Genomic DNA, 16,974 nt, shown 5'->3' with positions numbered 1-16,974 from the left:
CCATGCGCCTTATGCGTCTCGCGTTATCCGTGGCCATGGTGCTGGCCGTGTGCGGCGCTTGCGCGCCGCGCATCGATGTGCAGGTAACGCCCGATGTACAAGGCGCTAATGAATTGGAAGCGGTCCTGCGCGCACGCGGCATTGCTGTCGAGCGGCGGCAGGTCAAGGACGGCGTCGCATTATCGGTTGCCGATGCCGATTTCACCCGGGCGATCGGCGCCCTGCGCGAGGCGGGGCTGCCCCGGCAGCTTCGACCACGGCTTGCGGACACGTTCGGCAAGAAGGGGGCGATCTCGTCTCCTCTAGAGGAGCGAGCGCGCTACATTCATGCGCTCGAGCGCGACATCGAGAGCACCGTGCTCGATATCGACGGCGTCGTGGCGGCGCGTGTGCGTGTCGTGCCGCAAGAGCGGCCCGCACCGGGCGCGCCCCTGACGCCGGCGTCCGCATCGCTGTTGATCAAGCATCGGCGCGACGTGGATCTGACCGCGCTTCTGCCGGGCATCGTGCAACTCGTCAAGAACGGCGTGCCGGGTTTGGCGAGCGAGGACGATCGACGCGTAGCAGTCGTCCTCGTGCCCGAGCACGACGCGTTAGTTGCGGTCTCCTCAGCGTTGGCTCCGGCGCGGCGTCCGGTATGGCATTTCCCCGTCGTCTTTGTCTTGCTTGCGCTGATGCTCGGGTCAGGTGCGGCGGCGTACGTATTGTCGCGGCGTCGACGCCACGCCAGGCAGCAACGCGATGAGAGGATGCACGATGAGTGATTCGTGGCCGCGTTTTTGGTTCGAACCGTGGCGTTGGACCCATCCCGATTGGCATCGCCGATACGGCGAAATTCAGATACCGGTGCATGTCTCTGCGGCACGCGTCCTCTTCGGTGGATGGATCGGCGCGTTCGAGCTCGAGCGCGAATGGCGATCTCCGGTTGATCCCCGTTGGCTTCAACTCGTCAGCCTGGGGCCAGTGGCATTGCGCGAGGCGGCGGCGGTGCTCGGCTGGATTGCCATGCTGCGCCAACCGGGAGGTATCGCACAGGTGCGGGGTGCCGAAAGCGATGCGCGCGTGCGCTGTGCGCTGCGTTATCGTGACGTCAACTGCGTACAAGCGCACGTCGGAGAATCGCGCGACGCCTATGATGTCTGCGCGAACGGCCTGCTTCTTCTGCACCGCGCGGCACAGATGCAGTGGCCCGACATCGCGCGCCGGCTTGCGATGATGCTGGCGCCTGCCTCGCAAGAGGACCACGACGCGGCATTGACGATTGCGCGTATCGACGTTGCACGCTGCCTCAGCGTCGCGCTGGCCGCTGTGCGTCACATCGGCGCCGCGCCTACCGTTGCGGCCGACATTGAGCCCTCCGCATGAGCTTTGTCGCCCGCCGCATCGCCCGCCCACCCGAGCATGAGCCATGGCCGGTCAAACTTGTCTACCGCGCGGGCGACCTGGAGCCGCTGCGCGAGCTAGCCGCCTATGCGCAGGCCGCGAGGCAGACGGCGGATGGCATCGTTGAAAGCGCGCATCGGCGCGCCGAGGAGCTCGAAGCGCGCTCGGCGCATGAGGCCGCGCACAGGCTGAGCCATGCGGATGCGGCGTTGTTGAAGCGCGCTATTTCGCTTGAAGCGGCCTACCGTGCGCGTTGTGACGCGCTTGTCGCGCGCCTCGAAGTTGTGTTGGATACGGCGTTGGAAAACGCGCTGCGCGGCATCGCGGTTCGAGTGCCCGCGGCGCAGCGCGTCGGCATCGTGGCTGAAGCGTTGCGCCGGCAGCTCCAACCTGGGCCGGCGGCGCGACTGCATCTTGCCGCCGGGGATGCGCACGCATGCCGGGCGGCGGCGTTGACATTGCCTTGGCCCGTCGAAGTCGACGAGAACCTGTCGACGGGGACTTGCCGATTGAGTCTTCAAGACGCCGAATGGGTGCTGGCTTTCGACGCATTGATCGAAGGCTACGCGATCAATCGCTAATCGGCGAATACCTCTTTTTCCCACATATTGGCTATCAGGCATTGAACGGAAAGAAATCCGCAATTCGTTTCGATTCATTTCCGAGATTTTTCGTATTATCGAATGAGGGGTGATTTCTTTAAAATTTCGGATCTTTCTCGAATGCATGAGACAACCTGAGCGGTGACGGGTGACAAAACGGCTTGGTGACGTTGCGTTTCGCTTTGTCGGTGGCGCCGGATGTGAGGACATAATGAACAAATTGCTGCGTATTATTCTCGCGGACGATCACGCCATCGTCCGCTATGGCATTCGCATTGCGATGGAGACGAATCACGTCGCCGAGGTGGTCGCGGAAGCCTCGACGTCAGATGAGCTCATCGCGGCGGTGAAGGCCCAGCCATGCGACGCGATCGTCACGGATTACTCCATGCCGGGCGTGCGCACGCAAGACGGCATTGCGCTCGTCGATCGCTTGTTGCGACTCAAACCCGATGTGCCTGTCATCGTCGTGACCGCAATGCGCAACGCGGCGTTGTTGAACAAGCTGGTCTCGAAGGGGGTCAGAGGGGTCGTCGAAAAATCGGGCGGTGTCCAGGAGCTTCATCTCGCACTACTTGCCGCAGCGCAGGACCGCAATTATTTGAGTCCAGGGCTTGAGACCCTGCTGTCGAGCGCGAGCATCATTGGTCGGCGTATCGGCACGGATGCCGTGTTGACCACGGCCGAACTCGAGGTCATCCGGCTTTTTGCATACAACGGTCTCACGGCCACGCAGATCTCCGAGCGGTTGAATCGAAGCCCGAAGACGGTCAGCCGTCACAAGATCAATGCGCAAAGAAAGCTTGGGCTATCGACGACCCAGGAACTGCTCGAATATTGCCGCAAGAACGATCTGGCTGCGCGATGAGATATTTTGTGAGCGGCGGCATGCGCGGCGGCAGCCTTGTGCGGCTTGTCGGGTCGCGCGCGATCGCCATGATGAGTGTGTCGCTGCTCGCATTGGTCGCCCTGGCGGGTTGTCCGAGCTCGCATGACATGCCGCGCTCGCCGCGCAACGGCGGGGGGCTCAGGTTGTCGCTCTCGCCGCAGGAACGTGCCTACCTTGCCTCGCTGCCTGTCTTGCGGATCGGCACCGATCCGCAATGGGCACCGATGACGTACGTCGACGACCACAGTCACCTCGAAGGCATTTCGGCGGACTATCTGAACCTCGTGCAGCAAACGCTCGGCGTGCGCTTTCGCATCGTGCCTACTCGTTCGTGGGCAGAAACCATCGAGCTTGCGAACCGCGGCGGTCTCGATCTCGTTGTGGCGGCGTCGCCCGCAGATGGGCTCGACGCCGGCTTTCACTACTCGAAGCCGTATGTCCGCTATCCCGTCGTCATCGTGACACGCGAAACCGCGCCTTTCATCGGCAGCCCAAGCGACATTTCCGGCGCCGAAGTGGCGCTTGTGAAGGACTCCGAAATTATCCGTGCGGAACTGCCGAGCCTGCGTGACATGCGCACGATCACGGTGTCGACGGCCGATGAGGGACTGCACGCCGTGGCAACTGGGCGTGCGTTTGCCTATATCGGGAATCTCGGCGTTGTCGACAGGCTGGTCAGGGAGAAGTACGCCGGGATCTTGCGCGTCGCCGCGCCGACCGGCCACATCGAGGAACTATCGTTTGGCGTCGCGTCCGGCTTCGCGCCGCTAGTGCCGCTGATCAATCGCGTGCTCACGTCGATACCGGAAGGCGAGCGCGAATATATCCAGAACAGCTGGCTCTCCACACGCTTCACGTTGGGCATTCCAGCCCGCACGCTCTGGATCGTGTTGACGCCGGCTGTTTTGCTCACGATCGTTTTTCTCGCCGTGATCTGCGCGTATATGTTTCGCCTGCGAAAAGAAGTCAGGCAGCGGCGTTGGACAGAGCGGGAGCTTGTCTTCGAGACGCAGTTCAAAACGCTCTTGATGAACACCATACCGATTCCCGTGTTCGTCAAGGACGCCGAGGGCAGGTATCTCGGCGTCAATCATGCCTATGAAGAAGCGCTGGGTATCCGGGCGGAGGCGCTGATCGGCAAGCACTTGCCGCTGACCGGCCCCATCCATGAGGAGGACGCGCGAGAGATCATCGGCATCACCGATCGCGTCATCGCCACGGGCCGTCCCGCCCATGGCGAGATCCGTTATCACGGGCCCGACGGTGCGCTGCATGATGCCGTCTACTGGGTCCAGCTGTGCAAAGCGGACGACGAGATGCCGCGTGCGGTCGTCGGCGCTTTCGTCGACGTATCCGATCTGCGCCGCATGGAGCGGCGCGAGATCGACTTGAAACGGCAGCTTGTCGAGCTCACGCAGGCGCTGCCCGCCGTCGTCTTCCAACTGCGTTTCGCTCGCGGCCGCCGTTCGCGTTTCGATCTCGACTTCGTCAATCGGCGCGCGTACGAGCTACTGCCCCTGCCTCGAGCGGTGTCGGGCGACCTGTCCGACACGCTAGCCGCCTTTATGCGATGCCTCGACGCGGCGGCTCGTCTTCGCCTGGTTCGCCTCTTTTTGCGCTCCGCGCGCTCGCTGGATCCCGTACGGGGCGAGTTCGAGCTCGCCTTGGGGGGCGGGCATCATGCGTGGGTCAATCTGGAAGCCGCACCGCAGGCGCGCGAAAACGCAGAAGTGCTCTGGAGTGGTTATGTTCACGACGTGACCGTTGCCAAGTTGACTCAAGCTGCGCTTGTCGAGGCCAAGCACGATGCCGAAGAAGCGTCGCGTGCGCGAGACGTCTTTCTGGCCACGGTGAGCCACGAGATCCGCACACCGATGAGCGGCGTGGCGGGCATTCTCCAACTGCTCGATCACGGCAGGCTCGCGCCCGACGATCAACATTTGCTGGATATGGCGCGCAACGCTGCCGAAATCTTGCTGCGCATCCTGAACGACATTCTCGATTTCGCCAAAAGCGAGAACGGTGATCTTTCACTCGCGTGCGCGCCGATGAGCGTCACTGAAATCGTCGAGCGTACGACGGGCATCATCGCGCCGGAGATGGCGCGCAAGGGATTGCACTTCGACATCGACATCTCGCACGAGCTCGCGGCACGGCACGTGGGCGACGGTCATCGGCTCGGCCAAGTCCTGCTCAACCTGCTCGGCAATGCCGCCAAATTTACGGACTACGGTACGGTATCGCTTTCGGTCGCCGTCATTGTGAGTAGCGCGTGCGAGCAACGGCTGCTGATTCGCGTGGCTGACACAGGCATCGGCATCGCTCGGGAAGACCAGAAGCGGCTTTTTTCACCGTTTACACAGGCCCGCAGCAGCGCCGCGGGCCGAGTGGGCGGCACTGGGCTTGGGCTGGCGATCTGCAAGCAGCTCGTCGAATCGATGGGCGGCTCCATTGCGCTCGAGAGTGAGGTGGGGCGCGGCACAACGGTTTCGATCGAGTTGAGTCTACCCATTGATGACGAGGCGATGCTGCGCGGGTGCGACGATGGAGCCCCCGCGCGCCCAATCGATGTGGTGGCGCCTTGCGACGAAGCCTCCTGCCGGCGCATCCTGCTCGTTGAAGACGAGCTTATTAATCGAGAGGTGCTCCGGCGCCAGCTTGTCAATCTGCGCATCGACGAGTGCGATGTCGCAGGAAACGGCGTCGAAGCGCTGAAGGCGCTCGAACGTTGTCAGTACGCAATGGTCATCACCGACTGCGCGATGCCGGTGATGGGCGGCACCGAGCTGATGCGGCGCATCCGCCAACGGGAAAACGGCAGTGCGAGGCGCACAACACTGGTTGCTTTGACGGCAAATGCCATGCCACAGCAACGTGAGGAGTGCTTTGCCGCGGGTGCGGACGCGGTGTATGTGAAGCCTGTCGAGCCCGAGCAGCTTCGCGCGTTGCTCGAGCGCTATGGGATTAGCGCGGGGGAGAGGGCGGAAGTCGCGCCGTCGCCCACCACCGGGCTGGAGAGGGCTGGCATACCGCCTGAGCGACACGCGGATCTTTGGGAGAAACTACAGCGCACGCTGGCCGAGGAAATGGCGGCGCTGCTAGCGTTGTCGATCAACGAAGACGCTGAGCGGGCAAGGGAAATCGTTCATCGCATCCTTGGCGCCGCATCATGGTTTCATCTCGAGGAGGTTGCGCAGGCGGCCATGCGACTCGAGCAGTGCTTGCTTAACGGCAACGCCGCGCCGCACACCTTTGTCTTCGCGCTGCGGACGGCCATCGCCCATGCGACGGCCGAATCCACGGAGTCAGCCCCGGGCACGTCGTGAAACGCGCTCGGCCGATAGTGCTGCGCCTTGAACGGCGCGGCATGGGCGCACACAAGCGCCTACCAAGCCGAGCGCATCCGCCAGATCGCGCCATTGGCCCGTCGCCCACCAATCTTGGAGCCCGCAAGGTGATCGAATTTTTTAAAGTCGTTGACCGACGGTAAAGATCGACCACGGCAATAAAGTAACTTTTCTCTCGATTGGGAAAATCACAAAACGCGAAAATCGTCGCGTTTATCCAATTATTGCGAAGATTGGTCAATTCGAATCGATTATCTTGGATTGTTGTTTCACGTCGACTAGTATCGGTCGTATTTCACCACGCGACCCGAGGTTTGAATGATCAAGCGACTTGCGGCGGAAGCATTCGGTACGTTTTGGCTTGTTTTTGGCGGCTGCGGCAGCGCAGTGCTCGCCGCGGCGTTTCCTCAGTTAGGCATTGGTTTCTTGGGGGTATCGCTCGCTTTTGGTTTGACGGTGCTCACCATGGCCTACGCGGTGGGCCATATCTCGGGCGCGCATTTCAATCCCGCAGTGACGGTCGGGCTTTTTGCCGGCGGGCGGTTTAGCGGACGGGACGTCGTCCAATATATCGCGGCGCAGGTGGTCGGCGGCATTGCAGCGGGAGGCGTGCTGTTTCTCATTGCGAGCGGCAAAGCGGGATTCGACGTGTCGGCCAGTGGTTTCGCCTCGAACGGTTTCGGCGAGCATTCGCCGGGAGGCTACTCGCTGCAGGCGGCTATCATTGCTGAATTCGTGCTGACGGCATTTTTTGTCGTCATTATTCATGGTGCGACCGATCCGCAAGCGCCGGCAGGCTTTGCCCCGCTGGCGATTGGCCTGGCGCTGACGCTCATTCATCTGATCGGCATTCCAGTGACGAACACGTCGGTGAACCCCGCGCGCAGCACCGGCGTCGCCGTGTTTCAAGGCGGTTGGGCGCTCAAGCAGCTATGGGTTTTCTGGATCGTGCCGCTCGTGGGTGGCGCGGCGGGTGGCTTGGTTTACCGGTTGCTACTGGCGCCCCAGACGGCCGTCATGGCAAGCCGCCCGGTAACTGTGACCGCTGGATCCGTCGAAGGAAACGCCCAGGCATAAGACCAAAGGCGAATCGCCCATCGCATTACAAACTCGGCTTTTCGCCCGCCCTTTGGCGTTCCGGGCTACGCTAGCGAACGATTGAGAAAAGGCGAGACGATGAGCGCGAAAACAGTTTCCTACGGTGTCATCTTGCTCGATGCACGGGGGCGTGTGCTGCTTGCGCACGCGACCGATACGTCGCATTGGGACATTCCAAAAGGGCAGGGCGAAAGCGGGGAGGCGCCTGCCGAGGCGGCGCTTCGCGAGCTGAGCGAGGAAACGGGTATCGAGCTTGCGCCTGAACGGCTCAAAGACCTGGGCCGCGTTCCGTATCGCCGCGATAAAGACCTTTATCTCTTTGCCGCCCGTGCCGCTGAGGGCGAGATCGACTTGGCCCAATGTGTGTGCCGATCGATGTTCCCGAGTCGCCGGGACGGCTCGATGATTCCGGAGATGGATGCGTTTCGTTGGGCGACGCCGCAGGAGCTGCCGCACTTCGCAAGCCGTAGCCTTGCACGGCTCTTTGAGACGACGGTTTCTTTAGCCGAATTGCACGGCTCGCTCTGACAAGCCGTCCATTGAAACCCGCGGGCGCTTCGCCATCAATGGCAGTCCGCGCAGGGCGAGTCTGGCAATGAGGCTCGCCCCCTGCGAGAGGCCGCTCAGCGCGGCCCTGAATGCTTATCAGGCGGGCTTGCCCCAACTGTCGCGCAAACCTACGATCCGGTTGAACACGGGCTTGCCTGGTTGCGAATCGTAGCGATCCGCAACGAAGTAGCCATGGCGCTCGAACTGGCAGCGGTCTTCGGGCTGCAGTGCATCCGCGCCGGGTTCCACATACGCTTGCACCACGCGCTTGGAATCCGGATTCAGAGCCTCTAGGAAATTGCGCCCGCCTGCATCGGGTTGCGCTTCCTTGAAGAGACGGTCGTAAAGCCGAACTTCGGCCGGCACCGCGTGCGTCGCGCTGACCCAGTGGATGTTGCCTTTCACCTTGTAGTTGTTCGCGCCTTCCGTCCCCGACTTGCTGTCCGGATAGTAATTGCAATGAACGGCGATCACGTTGCCATGTTCGTCCTTCTGCGCCCCTGTGCACTCGATGACATAGCCGTAGCGCAGCCGCACGCGGTTGCCGGGAAAGAGACGAAAGTACCCCTTGGGCGGTGTTTCGGTGAAATCGTCTCGCTCGATCCAAAGCTCCCGCGTGAGCGGGAAGGCGCGTTCGCCTCGCTCCGGATGGTGCGGATGAACAGGCGCGCTGCAAGGTTCGGCGAGATCGGCCGGAAAGTTGTCGATGATGAGTTTGAGCGGATCGAGCACGGCGACGCTGCGTGGCGCCTTGTCGTCGAGATCGTCGCGCAGCGCGCCTTCAAACACGCTCATGTCGATCCAGGAATCAACCTTCGTCACGCCGATCCGATCGCAAAAGAGCTTGATGCTCTCGGCCGTGAAGCCGCGCCGGCGCACACCGACGATCGTCGGCATACGCGGATCGTCCCAGCCGTCCACATGCCCTTCGGTCACGAGTTGCAACAGCTTGCGCTTGCTCGTAATTGCATAGGTCAGGTTGAGCCGTGAAAACTCGATTTGCTGCGGCAGCGGCCGCGCGAAGACGCCGGCATCGGCGAGCTCGGCCAGCACCCAGTCATAGAGCGGGCGGTGGTCTTCGAACTCGAGGGTGCACAGCGAATGCGTGATGCCTTCGATGGCATCCGAGATGCAATGCGCGTAGTCGTACATCGGATAGATGCACCAGGTGTCGCCCGTTCGATAATGATGCGCGAAGCGGATGCGATAGATGACGGGGTCGCGCATATTGAAGTTCGGCGAAGCCATGTCGATCTTCGCGCGCAGCACATGCTCGCCTTCCTTGAATTCCCCGGCCTTCATGCGGCGCAAGAGGTCGAGGTTTTCGGCAGCCGTACGGTCGCGGTAGGCAGACGGCTTGCCGGGCTCGGTCAGCGTGCCGCGGTTCAACCGCATCTCTTCGGCCGACTGGCTGTCCACGTAGGCCTTGCCGCGTTGAATCAGCAGCTCGGCATATTCGTAGAGCTTGTCGTAGTAGTCGCTTGCATAGTAGCGGTGTTCTTTGCCGTCTTTGGACCAGTCGAAACCCAGCCAGCGCACGGCGTCGACGATCGAATCGACGTATTCGACGCTTTCTTTTTCGGGATTCGTATCGTCAAAGCGCAAATGGCAGACACCGCCGTAATCGCGAGCGATGCCGAAATTCAGGCAAATGCTTTTCGCATGGCCGATGTGCAGATAACCGTTGGGTTCGGGCGGAAAGCGCGTTTCGACGCGACTTGTCCATTTCCCGGTGCGGTTATCGTCGTCGATGATGTTTCTAATGAAATTGGACGGGGCTGCCGCTGTGGCATCGTTGCGTTCGGTGTTCATGCGGAGGTTGTCAATCGGCCTAAACAATGCGGGTGTGCCCGCGCGATTCGTTCATTCTACCTGAGCGCCCTTAAGCTGAGCCCCGTAGGGGCAGGCCGGGCTGCAAACCGGTGGCATTTGACGCGAGGTTGCTCCGCTGTTAGGGGCGTAACAGTCGGTAAAACGGGTTGCCGACTGTGCGGCGCAGTCATTAACATGCGACCCGCATAAGACTTCGGCGTGAAGTGCGCCGAAAGTCGCTTCGTTTCGCGAGTCGGGGTGAAAAAAGATGAAGACTTCAACGCTTGCCAAGTTCACTATCGTGGCCGCCCTTGTTTCGAGCCTCGCCGCTTGCGGTTCGATGTCGCGAACGCAGAAGCACGCCGCCATTGGTGCGGCGGCAGGCGGCGCGCTGGGCTACGTCCTGACGGGCGGCCCGATTGGCACGATCGCCGGGGCCGCTGCAGGCGGACTGATCGGCGCGGGTACGACCCGCCATTGATCAGGCTGCGCGCAGGCTAGAGCGCGCGTCCTGTGGCATCACAAGCCATTAAGCTGCCTGCCTCGGCAAGCTCGCTTGGGGGGCGGTCGAGGCGGCGAGGACTCAAGCATCGCGTCACGCTGCTTCGGGCGCAGGCTTACCGGTTCATCGTGAGCGGCCATCGGTCAGATCACCCCGAGCGCTCTCAGTCCGGCGACTTTCTCATCGTCATAGCCGAGAACGTCGCGCAGTACCGCATCGGTGTGCTGCCCGAGCATGGGGGGCGCGGCACGCACGTCCGGCGGCGTCGCGCTCATGCGGATCGGGTTGCGCACCAGCGTCGCGGTCGCGCCGCTGGGATGCGGCACCTCGACGCACATGCCACGCGCGCGTACCTGTTCATTCTCGAATACCTCGCCCATATCGTTGATCGGCCCGCACGGCACACCGGCCGATTCGAGGCACTCGATCCAGACGTGCTTGTCGCGGGTGCGCAGCGTATCGGCGAGGATCGGTACCAGGGCTTCGCGATGCCGCACGCGCTGGGGGTTCGTCGCAAATCGCGGGTCGTCGGCCAGATCGGGGTGCCCGAGCGCTTCGACGAACTTGCGAAATTGAGCATCGTTGCCGACGGCGACAACGATCCACCCGTCGCGGGTTTGAAATGCCTGGTACGGCACGATGTTCGGATGCGCATTGCCCCAGCGCGCCGGTGGCTGCCCGCTCGCCAAGTAGTTTGCGCCGATGTTGGCAAGCATGGCGACCTGCACGTCCAGGAGCGCGACGTCGATATGCTGTCCTTCGCCCGTGCGGTCCCGGTGCGCGAGCGCGGCGAGCACGGCAACCGTCGCGTACATGCCCGTCATCAGGTCGGCGATGGCGACTCCCGCCTTTTGCGGGCCACCGCCCGGCAGGCCATCGCGCTCGCCCGTGATGCTCATGAAGCCGCCCATGCCTTGCACGATGAAGTCGTAGCCGGGGCGCTCGGCAAGCGGCCCCGTCTGGCCGAAGCCTGTTACGGAGCAGTAGACAAGATCAGGCTTGATGCTGGCGAGCGACGCGTAGTCGAGCCCGTACTTGTGCAGTTGTCCCACTTTATAGTTTTCGAGGATGACGTCGCTGACGGCGGCCAGCTCGCGCACGATCTTGCTGCCTTCGGCCGTCGCGATATCGACTGTGACGGAGCGCTTGTTGCGGTTCGCACAAAGATAATAGGCGGCCTCGCGGGTGTCGGCGCCGTCCGGCGTCGCAAGGTAGGGCGGCCCCCAGTGCCGCGTGTCGTCCCCCGTACCGGGCCGCTCGATCTTGATCACGTCGGCGCCTAGATCGGCCAACGTCTGTGCGCACCAGGGGCCCGCCAGCACGCGGGTCAGGTCGAGCACGCGAATAGGACTTAAGGCTCTCATGTTGGTTGATGCCTCCTGCCGGGCCACCCGGCGCGTCTTCGCATGTTAGGCGTTTTTGCCGCGCATCCCCAATGCCAAAGGAGGCAGCGCGGGCGGTGCGCCGACATTTCCGTATAATGAGTCGTTTATATCTATCGGCCGTTCTGCGATGCGCAGGGCGTTGCAAAACGGCTGCGTTCGAGTCGAGATCGCTTCAGTCCTCTATGAAAGCCTCCGAAATCCGCGAGAAATTCCTCAAGTTCTTCGAATCGAAGGGCCATACGATCGTTCGTTCGTCGAGCCTCGTGCCAGCCAACGATCCGACGTTGCTTTTCACCAACTCGGGTATGGTGCAGTTCAAGGACGTGTTCCTCGGCGCCGAGTCGCGTCCATACAAACGCGCGACAACTGCACAGCGCAGCGTGCGTGCGGGCGGCAAGCATAACGACCTCGAGAACGTCGGCTACACGGCGCGGCATCACACGTTCTTCGAGATGCTCGGCAACTTTTCGTTCGGCGATTATTTCAAGCGCGACGCGATCCATTACGCGTGGGAACTGCTGACCTCTGTGTATCAGTTGCCCAAGGACAAGCTCTGGGTCACGGTCTACCAAGAGGACGACGAAGCGTACGACATCTGGGCCAAGGAAGTCGGCGTGCCCACCGAGCGCATCATCCGCATCGGCGACAACAAAGGCGCGCGTTACGCGTCTGACAACTTCTGGCAAATGGCCGATACCGGTCCTTGCGGCCCGTGCTCGGAGATCTTCTATGATCACGGTCCCGAAATCTGGGGCGGCCCGCCGGGATCGCCCGAGGAAGACGGCGACCGCTACATCGAGATCTGGAATCTCGTTTTCATGCAGTTCAACCGCGACGCACAGGGCAACATGACGCCGCTGCCGAAGCCGTGCGTCGATACCGGCATGGGCCTCGAGCGGATTGCTGCCGTCTTGCAGCACGTCCACAGCAATTACGAGATCGACCTGTTCCAGGCGCTCATCCAGGCCGCCTCGCGCGAGACGGGCGTCGCCGACGTGGCGAACAATTCCCTGAAGGTGATCGCCGACCACATTCGCGCCTGCTCGTTCCTCATCGTCGACGGCGTGATCCCGGGCAACGAGGGCCGTGGGTACGTGCTGCGTCGGATCGTGCGCCGCGCCATCCGCCATGGCTACAAGCTCGGCTGCAAGCGGCCGTTCTTCCATAAGCTCGTCGCGGATCTCGTCGAACAGATGGGCGGTGCCTACGCCGAGCTCGCCGAGGCGCAAGGGCGCGTCACGGATGTGCTGCGCCAGGAAGAAGAGCGCTTCTTCGAGACCATCGAGCACGGCATGTCGATCCTCGACGCCGCGCTGGCGGACCTCGAAGGCAAGGGCGGTAAGACGCTCGACGGCGAAGTCGCGTTCAAGCTTCACGATACGTATGGATTCCCGCTCGATTTGACGGCCGACGTCTGCCGCGAGCGCGGCGTATCCGTCGACGAAGCTGCGTTCGAGGAAGCCATGTCGCGCCAGCGCGAGCAGGCTCGCGCGGCCGGCAAGTTCAAGATGGCCCAGGGCCTCGAGTACACGGGCGCGAAGACCACGTTCCATGGTTATGAGGAGCAGATCTTCGATGATGCGAAGGTCGTTGCCCTGTATGTGGGTGGCTCATCGGTCGATCAAGTCACGCACGGGCAGGAAGCTGTCGTCGTGCTCGATCACACGCCGTTCTATGCGGAATCGGGCGGTCAGGTAGGCGACACCGGGGTGCTTGCCAATGCCGCGATGCGCTTCGCCGTCATCGATACGCAGAAGGTGCAGGCCGACGTGATCGGCCATCACGGCACGCTCGAGCAAGGCACACTCAAAGTTGGCGATGTGCTAAAGGCCGAGATCGATGCGATCCGCCGCGCACGCACGGTCCGCAACCACTCGGCGACGCACCTCATGCACAAGGCGTTGCGCGAAGTGCTCGGCTCCCATGTTCAGCAAAAGGGCTCGCTCGTCGATCCGGACAAGACGCGTTTTGACTTTATCCATAACGCGCCGATGACTGATGAGGAAGTGCGGCGCGTCGAGGATATCGTCAACGCGGAAATCCTGGCCAATGCACCGGGCATCGTGCGCGTCATGCCCTATGACGATGCCGTGAAGGGCGGCGCGATGGCGCTCTTCGGCGAGAAGTACGGCGATGAAGTGCGTGTGCTCGATCTCGGCTTTTCGCGTGAGCTTTGCGGCGGTACACACGTGCATCGCACCGGTGACATCGGCCTGTTCAAGATCGTCGCCGAGACCGGCGTCGCAGCGGGTATCCGGCGCGTCGAGGGGATCACGGGCGACAACGCCGTGCGCTACGTCCAAACGCTCGAAACCCAGTTGCATGCGGCCGCAGCCGCGGTCAAAGCCCAGCCTTCCGAATTGACGCAGCGCATCGCGCAGGTTCAGGATCAAGTTAAAGCGCTTGAAAAGGAGCTGGCGGCCTTGAAATCGAAGCTTGCGTCGAGCCAGGGCGATGAGTTGCTGACGCAGGCTGTCGACGTGGCTGGCCTGCAAGTGCTGGCTGCAACGCTCGAAGGTGCCGACGTCAAGACGCTGCGCGAGACGGTCGACAAGTTGAAAGACAAGCTCAAGCATGCGGCGATCGTCCTGGCATGCGTCGACGGCGGGAAGGTCAGCCTCATTGCAGGCGTGACGCCCGACGCGAGCAAGAAGGTGAAGGCCGGCGAGCTCGTCAACTTTGTTGCGCAGCAAGTGGGCGGCAAGGGCGGTGGGCGGCCCGATATGGCGCAGGCCGGTGGTACTGAGCCCGCCAATCTGAGCGCGGCGCTTGCCGGCGTGAAAGAGTGGGTGGCGACGCAAATCTAATCGGCGCAGATTCTATTCGTCGAATCAACGCAGCGAGGACATTGCTGCGGCTGTCTATGTGAGTTGTCCTGCTTCCGGGGAGTGCGAAGTGCCGTTCCCGGAAGCAACCACCTTCAGGTGCGAGAGGGAACGGTGCGTAATAGGCCTAAGATGTAATTTGCGTAGGCATGAACAAGCCCGTTGCGCAATCGCGCTCCACTTACCGCCATTTCCTGTCGATCCCAACACGCTGGATGGACAACGACGTCTATGGTCACGTCAACAACGTCGTCTATTACAGCTATTTCGATACGGTGGTCAACGAGTACCTGATTCGTACGGGCGTGCTCGACATCGAGCGCAGTCAGACGATCGGTCTCGTCGTCGAGACCCAGTGCAACTACTTCTTGCCTTTTGTCTTTCCTGAGCGCGTTACGGCGGCACTGCGCGTTGCGCGCATCGGTGCGTCGAGCGTGCGCTATGAGGTCGGTCTCTTCAAGGAGGGCGCCGACGAGGCGGCAGCCCAGGGGCACTTTGTGCACGTCTACGTCGATCGCGTGACGCGTCGGCCAGTGACGTTGCCCGACGCTCTGCGCGCGGCGCTCGTGCCGCTCGTCGTCGATCACGGCTAGAGCGATTTTCGCTCGATGTGCTGTGCCGCAGGGGCGAGGATTCTTTTGACCACGAATTCACTTGCTTGCCGATGACGGGCCGTGCGGCCAGTTACGTTCCAGTTGTGCTGAACGCTGGACGCGGGCTCACCGACGATCCCCGACGCGCGTCGCGTTGGGCGGCCACTGCGTTTCTGCGCATCCGATTTGTCCGAATCTTTCGCAGTGACCGCGCTAAGCGCGAGATGGGGCATTACGATCGGGGGTGCCTGAGACAAGACGCTAGGCCTTATGCGGCCAGTCTTTGAGACGGCATCCATTCCTTCACCCTTGATAGGAGAACGTCGCCATGAGCGATCCGGTCGTCAATGTCACCAATCACTCCACTCGAGATCTTTTCGTCGATCGGGATCCGAATTGGGACGATCAGGTCTTGATGGTCGATGGAAAGCGGTTGAAGCAAGTTCATCGCGTGCGGCCCGACGAGTCTGTCACCGTGAGTGTGCCGATGAGTCCGCACGACGTAGGCGATGAGCACATGATGGGCGTGATATTTGCCGACGGTAAGGATTACGACTACGGTGGCGCAGGCGGATATCAGCTATCGATCGGACAGCACTCGGAGTCAGGACTGCTCGGCGTCACCGACGAATACAAGCTCAAGCGCCCGGGCATCGAGTACATGGCCACGAATCAAACGGCTTGGTCGATGAATATCGAGTTCATCGATGTGCCAAGGTTTTGAAATGGCATGCGCCAAGCTGGGGTGAAATCCAACAGTGCGCGCTGTTGAGTGCTTAAGGCGCCCGCTGCGGTAAAATTCGGCTTGTTCGCTCGTCGCCGCTTGCCTTTGTGGCGGCGTATGCGGATGATTCACTTCAAAGGTCGATAGCCGAATGGAAATTCACAAGGAAGTCGATGCGCGGGGGCTCAACTGCCCGCTGCCGATCCTACGTGCGAAAAAAGCGCTTGCCGACATGCAAAGCGGCCAGATCCTCAAGGTGCTGGCCACGGACCCAGGTTCGCAGCGTGATTTCGCTGCTTTCGCAAAGCAGACGGGCAACGAAATTGTCGAAAGTTCTACGACGCCCGAGAAATCGTTTGTCTTTCTGATGCGCCGTCGTTGAACGCGGGACGCGCGCTTGAGCGCGCGCCTCTTGTCGCGCGCCTGCTCTGGCGTAGCGAGCCCCTCCTGGCCGTTTCTGGCTGATCATCATCCGTTCATCATCTCTATTCCCGCGGTCCTTGCGCGACACGCGGCGATAGTGGCTCGTTCCATGGATCACCCGAAACCGTCCATAGGGAAAGCGGGGATGCTGCCGCTTTTCATCCCGTGATCGGGTGACCGACGCCGGGCTGCGACCAACGTCGACAACTGGCGCCAGTCCCGGCCAACCCACATCCGGATCAATCTTCCAGCGAAGTACGTTCACACCTTTTTGTGTGATGTTTTCGTTTCGTCTGACCACCACCAAGTCGCCATTTTGCCGATTCGTACTCTCGTCGCGTGCGAGCAACGCGGATGGGCTTTTCCATGCCAAGCGATTCCTCTTCAGGAGACGCTGCGCGTGCCGTAAACAGCCTTGTGCGACAGCTTCGTAGTTATCGATTTCGCGCTCAAGGTGGTGCTAGGTCTCGTCTGACGATGCGGCCTGATTTTGTCAAACAAGGGAAACATCAATGAAACATGGGATGGGTGCGCTTGCCGCAGGCTTCGCACTGGCATGCGCATCGGCTGCTCACGCGCAGGCGACTCAGGAGGTATACGGGCAGGTCGGCACAGAGGGCGTGGGCATCGGCTATGGCCACGTGCTCGGCTCGATGTTCAACGTCCGCGGCGAGTTCAACGGATTTGCGCTTTCGCACAATTTCAGCGCAGGCGGCCTGGACTACGATGCGACGCTCAGCTTCTATCATGCAGGCCTCTATGCCGACTTCTTTCCTGCGCCCAGTGTGCTGCCCTTCCGCCTGACGGCGGGCGTGCTGATCGGTCGCGACGGCGTCGATGGC

At 61.8% G+C, this 16,974-nt stretch carries 14 protein-coding genes and 1 pseudogene; 13 read left to right on the top strand and 2 right to left on the bottom strand.

Features of this window, described 5'->3' with window-relative positions:
• The first annotated feature begins 2 nt into the window (after positions 1-2).
• From VL598_RS16160 to VL598_RS16130, 7 genes are all read left to right on the top strand, one after another.
• Complete coding sequence (locus tag VL598_RS16160; RefSeq protein WP_325327736.1) at positions 3-764, top strand: EscJ/YscJ/HrcJ family type III secretion inner membrane ring protein; 762 nt, start codon at positions 3-5, stop codon at positions 762-764.
• Complete coding sequence (locus VL598_RS16155) at positions 757-1,365, top strand: hypothetical protein (protein ID WP_325327735.1); 609 nt, start codon at positions 757-759, stop codon at positions 1,363-1,365. Before VL598_RS16160 ends, VL598_RS16155 begins: the two co-directional genes overlap by 8 nt.
• The gene (locus VL598_RS16150; protein WP_325327734.1) at positions 1,362-1,964 is read left to right on the top strand and encodes a hypothetical protein; all 603 of its coding nucleotides are present in this window, start codon (positions 1,362-1,364) and stop codon (positions 1,962-1,964) included. Before VL598_RS16155 ends, VL598_RS16150 begins: the two co-directional genes overlap by 4 nt.
• A 232-nt stretch (positions 1,965-2,196) precedes the next feature.
• Positions 2,197-2,853, top strand: a complete 657-nt coding sequence (locus VL598_RS16145; RefSeq protein WP_325327733.1) for a response regulator transcription factor — start codon at positions 2,197-2,199, stop codon at positions 2,851-2,853.
• Positions 2,850-6,200: an ATP-binding protein gene (locus tag VL598_RS16140; protein ID WP_325327732.1), complete on the top strand. Its 3,351-nt coding sequence runs from the start codon at positions 2,850-2,852 to the stop codon at positions 6,198-6,200. The genes VL598_RS16145 and VL598_RS16140 overlap by 4 nt, the downstream gene beginning before the upstream one ends.
• A gap of 339 nt (positions 6,201-6,539) precedes the next feature.
• Positions 6,540-7,298, top strand: coding sequence for an aquaporin Z (gene aqpZ / locus VL598_RS16135; RefSeq protein ID WP_325327731.1), 759 nt, complete (start codon positions 6,540-6,542; stop codon positions 7,296-7,298).
• Between the two features lie 99 nt (positions 7,299-7,397).
• Complete coding sequence (locus VL598_RS16130; protein ID WP_325327730.1) at positions 7,398-7,847, top strand: NUDIX hydrolase; 450 nt, start codon at positions 7,398-7,400, stop codon at positions 7,845-7,847.
• Positions 7,848-7,964: 117 nt separating this feature from the next.
• Here the strand turns inward: VL598_RS16130 and VL598_RS16125 are convergent, their stop codons facing one another.
• Positions 7,965-9,680 carry a glutamine--tRNA ligase/YqeY domain fusion protein gene (locus VL598_RS16125; RefSeq protein ID WP_325327729.1) on the bottom strand — a complete coding sequence of 572 codons (1,716 nt, stop codon included), beginning with the start codon at positions 9,678-9,680 and terminating at the stop codon, positions 7,965-7,967.
• A 268-nt stretch (positions 9,681-9,948) separates the two neighbouring features.
• Between VL598_RS16125 and VL598_RS16120 the strand changes: the two genes are divergently transcribed.
• Positions 9,949-10,161 carry an ornithine carbamoyltransferase gene (locus VL598_RS16120; RefSeq protein WP_325327728.1) on the top strand — a complete coding sequence of 71 codons (213 nt, stop codon included), beginning with the start codon at positions 9,949-9,951 and terminating at the stop codon, positions 10,159-10,161.
• A gap of 164 nt (positions 10,162-10,325) precedes the next feature.
• On the opposite strand, the gene VL598_RS16115 is transcribed toward VL598_RS16120, so the two are convergent.
• On the bottom strand, positions 10,326-11,546 hold the full coding sequence (locus VL598_RS16115; RefSeq protein ID WP_325327727.1) for a CaiB/BaiF CoA-transferase family protein: 1,221 nt from the start codon (positions 11,544-11,546) through the stop codon (positions 10,326-10,328).
• A 203-nt stretch (positions 11,547-11,749) separates the two neighbouring features.
• Here VL598_RS16115 and alaS point away from each other — a divergent pair, with 203 nt between their 5' ends.
• The 5 genes and pseudogenes from alaS to VL598_RS16090 form a co-directional block, all read left to right on the top strand.
• Positions 11,750-14,374 carry an alanine--tRNA ligase gene (gene alaS / locus VL598_RS16110; RefSeq protein WP_325327726.1) on the top strand — a complete coding sequence of 875 codons (2,625 nt, stop codon included), beginning with the start codon at positions 11,750-11,752 and terminating at the stop codon, positions 14,372-14,374.
• Between the two features lie 167 nt (positions 14,375-14,541).
• The gene (locus tag VL598_RS16105) at positions 14,542-14,985 is read left to right on the top strand and encodes a thioesterase family protein (RefSeq protein WP_325327725.1); all 444 of its coding nucleotides are present in this window, start codon (positions 14,542-14,544) and stop codon (positions 14,983-14,985) included.
• 328 nt (positions 14,986-15,313) lie between these two features.
• Positions 15,314-15,709, top strand: coding sequence for a hypothetical protein (locus VL598_RS16100; protein WP_325327724.1), 396 nt, complete (start codon positions 15,314-15,316; stop codon positions 15,707-15,709).
• Positions 15,710-15,860: 151 nt separating this feature from the next.
• Positions 15,861-16,091: a sulfurtransferase TusA family protein gene (locus tag VL598_RS16095; RefSeq protein WP_325327723.1), complete on the top strand. Its 231-nt coding sequence runs from the start codon at positions 15,861-15,863 to the stop codon at positions 16,089-16,091.
• A gap of 553 nt (positions 16,092-16,644) precedes the next feature.
• A pseudogene (locus VL598_RS16090) lies at positions 16,645-16,974 on the top strand (hypothetical protein); the annotation flags it as partial.

The organism is Trinickia sp., assembly GCF_035492435.1.
In the GTDB taxonomy this organism is placed as follows: Bacteria; Pseudomonadota; Gammaproteobacteria; order Burkholderiales; family Burkholderiaceae; genus Trinickia.
The sequence above is the reverse complement of the archived record's forward strand: the minus strand, read 5'-3'. Positions and strand labels throughout refer to the sequence as shown.

What these genes read in the sequence shown, in the direction of transcription:
- VL598_RS16095 (WP_325327723.1), top strand. Translation starts at nt 15,861, where the DNA reads ATGGAAATTCACAAGGAAGTCGATGCGCGGGGGCTCAACTGCCCGCTG.
- VL598_RS16160 (WP_325327736.1), top strand. Translation starts at nt 3, where the DNA reads ATGCGCCTTATGCGTCTCGCGTTATCCGTGGCCATGGTGCTGGCCGTG.
- VL598_RS16115 (WP_325327727.1), bottom strand. Translation starts at nt 11,546, where the DNA reads ATGAGAGCCTTAAGTCCTATTCGCGTGCTCGACCTGACCCGCGTGCTG.
- VL598_RS16125 (WP_325327729.1), bottom strand. Translation starts at nt 9,680, where the DNA reads ATGAACACCGAACGCAACGATGCCACAGCGGCAGCCCCGTCCAATTTC.
- aqpZ (WP_325327731.1), top strand. Translation starts at nt 6,540, where the DNA reads ATGATCAAGCGACTTGCGGCGGAAGCATTCGGTACGTTTTGGCTTGTT.
- VL598_RS16120 (WP_325327728.1), top strand. Translation starts at nt 9,949, where the DNA reads ATGAAGACTTCAACGCTTGCCAAGTTCACTATCGTGGCCGCCCTTGTT.
- alaS (WP_325327726.1), top strand. Translation starts at nt 11,750, where the DNA reads ATGAAAGCCTCCGAAATCCGCGAGAAATTCCTCAAGTTCTTCGAATCG.
- VL598_RS16155 (WP_325327735.1), top strand. Translation starts at nt 757, where the DNA reads ATGAGTGATTCGTGGCCGCGTTTTTGGTTCGAACCGTGGCGTTGGACC.
- VL598_RS16100 (WP_325327724.1), top strand. Translation starts at nt 15,314, where the DNA reads ATGAGCGATCCGGTCGTCAATGTCACCAATCACTCCACTCGAGATCTT.
- VL598_RS16145 (WP_325327733.1), top strand. Translation starts at nt 2,197, where the DNA reads ATGAACAAATTGCTGCGTATTATTCTCGCGGACGATCACGCCATCGTC.
- VL598_RS16150 (WP_325327734.1), top strand. Translation starts at nt 1,362, where the DNA reads ATGAGCTTTGTCGCCCGCCGCATCGCCCGCCCACCCGAGCATGAGCCA.
- VL598_RS16140 (WP_325327732.1), top strand. Translation starts at nt 2,850, where the DNA reads ATGAGATATTTTGTGAGCGGCGGCATGCGCGGCGGCAGCCTTGTGCGG.
- VL598_RS16105 (WP_325327725.1), top strand. Translation starts at nt 14,542, where the DNA reads ATGAACAAGCCCGTTGCGCAATCGCGCTCCACTTACCGCCATTTCCTG.
- VL598_RS16130 (WP_325327730.1), top strand. Translation starts at nt 7,398, where the DNA reads ATGAGCGCGAAAACAGTTTCCTACGGTGTCATCTTGCTCGATGCACGG.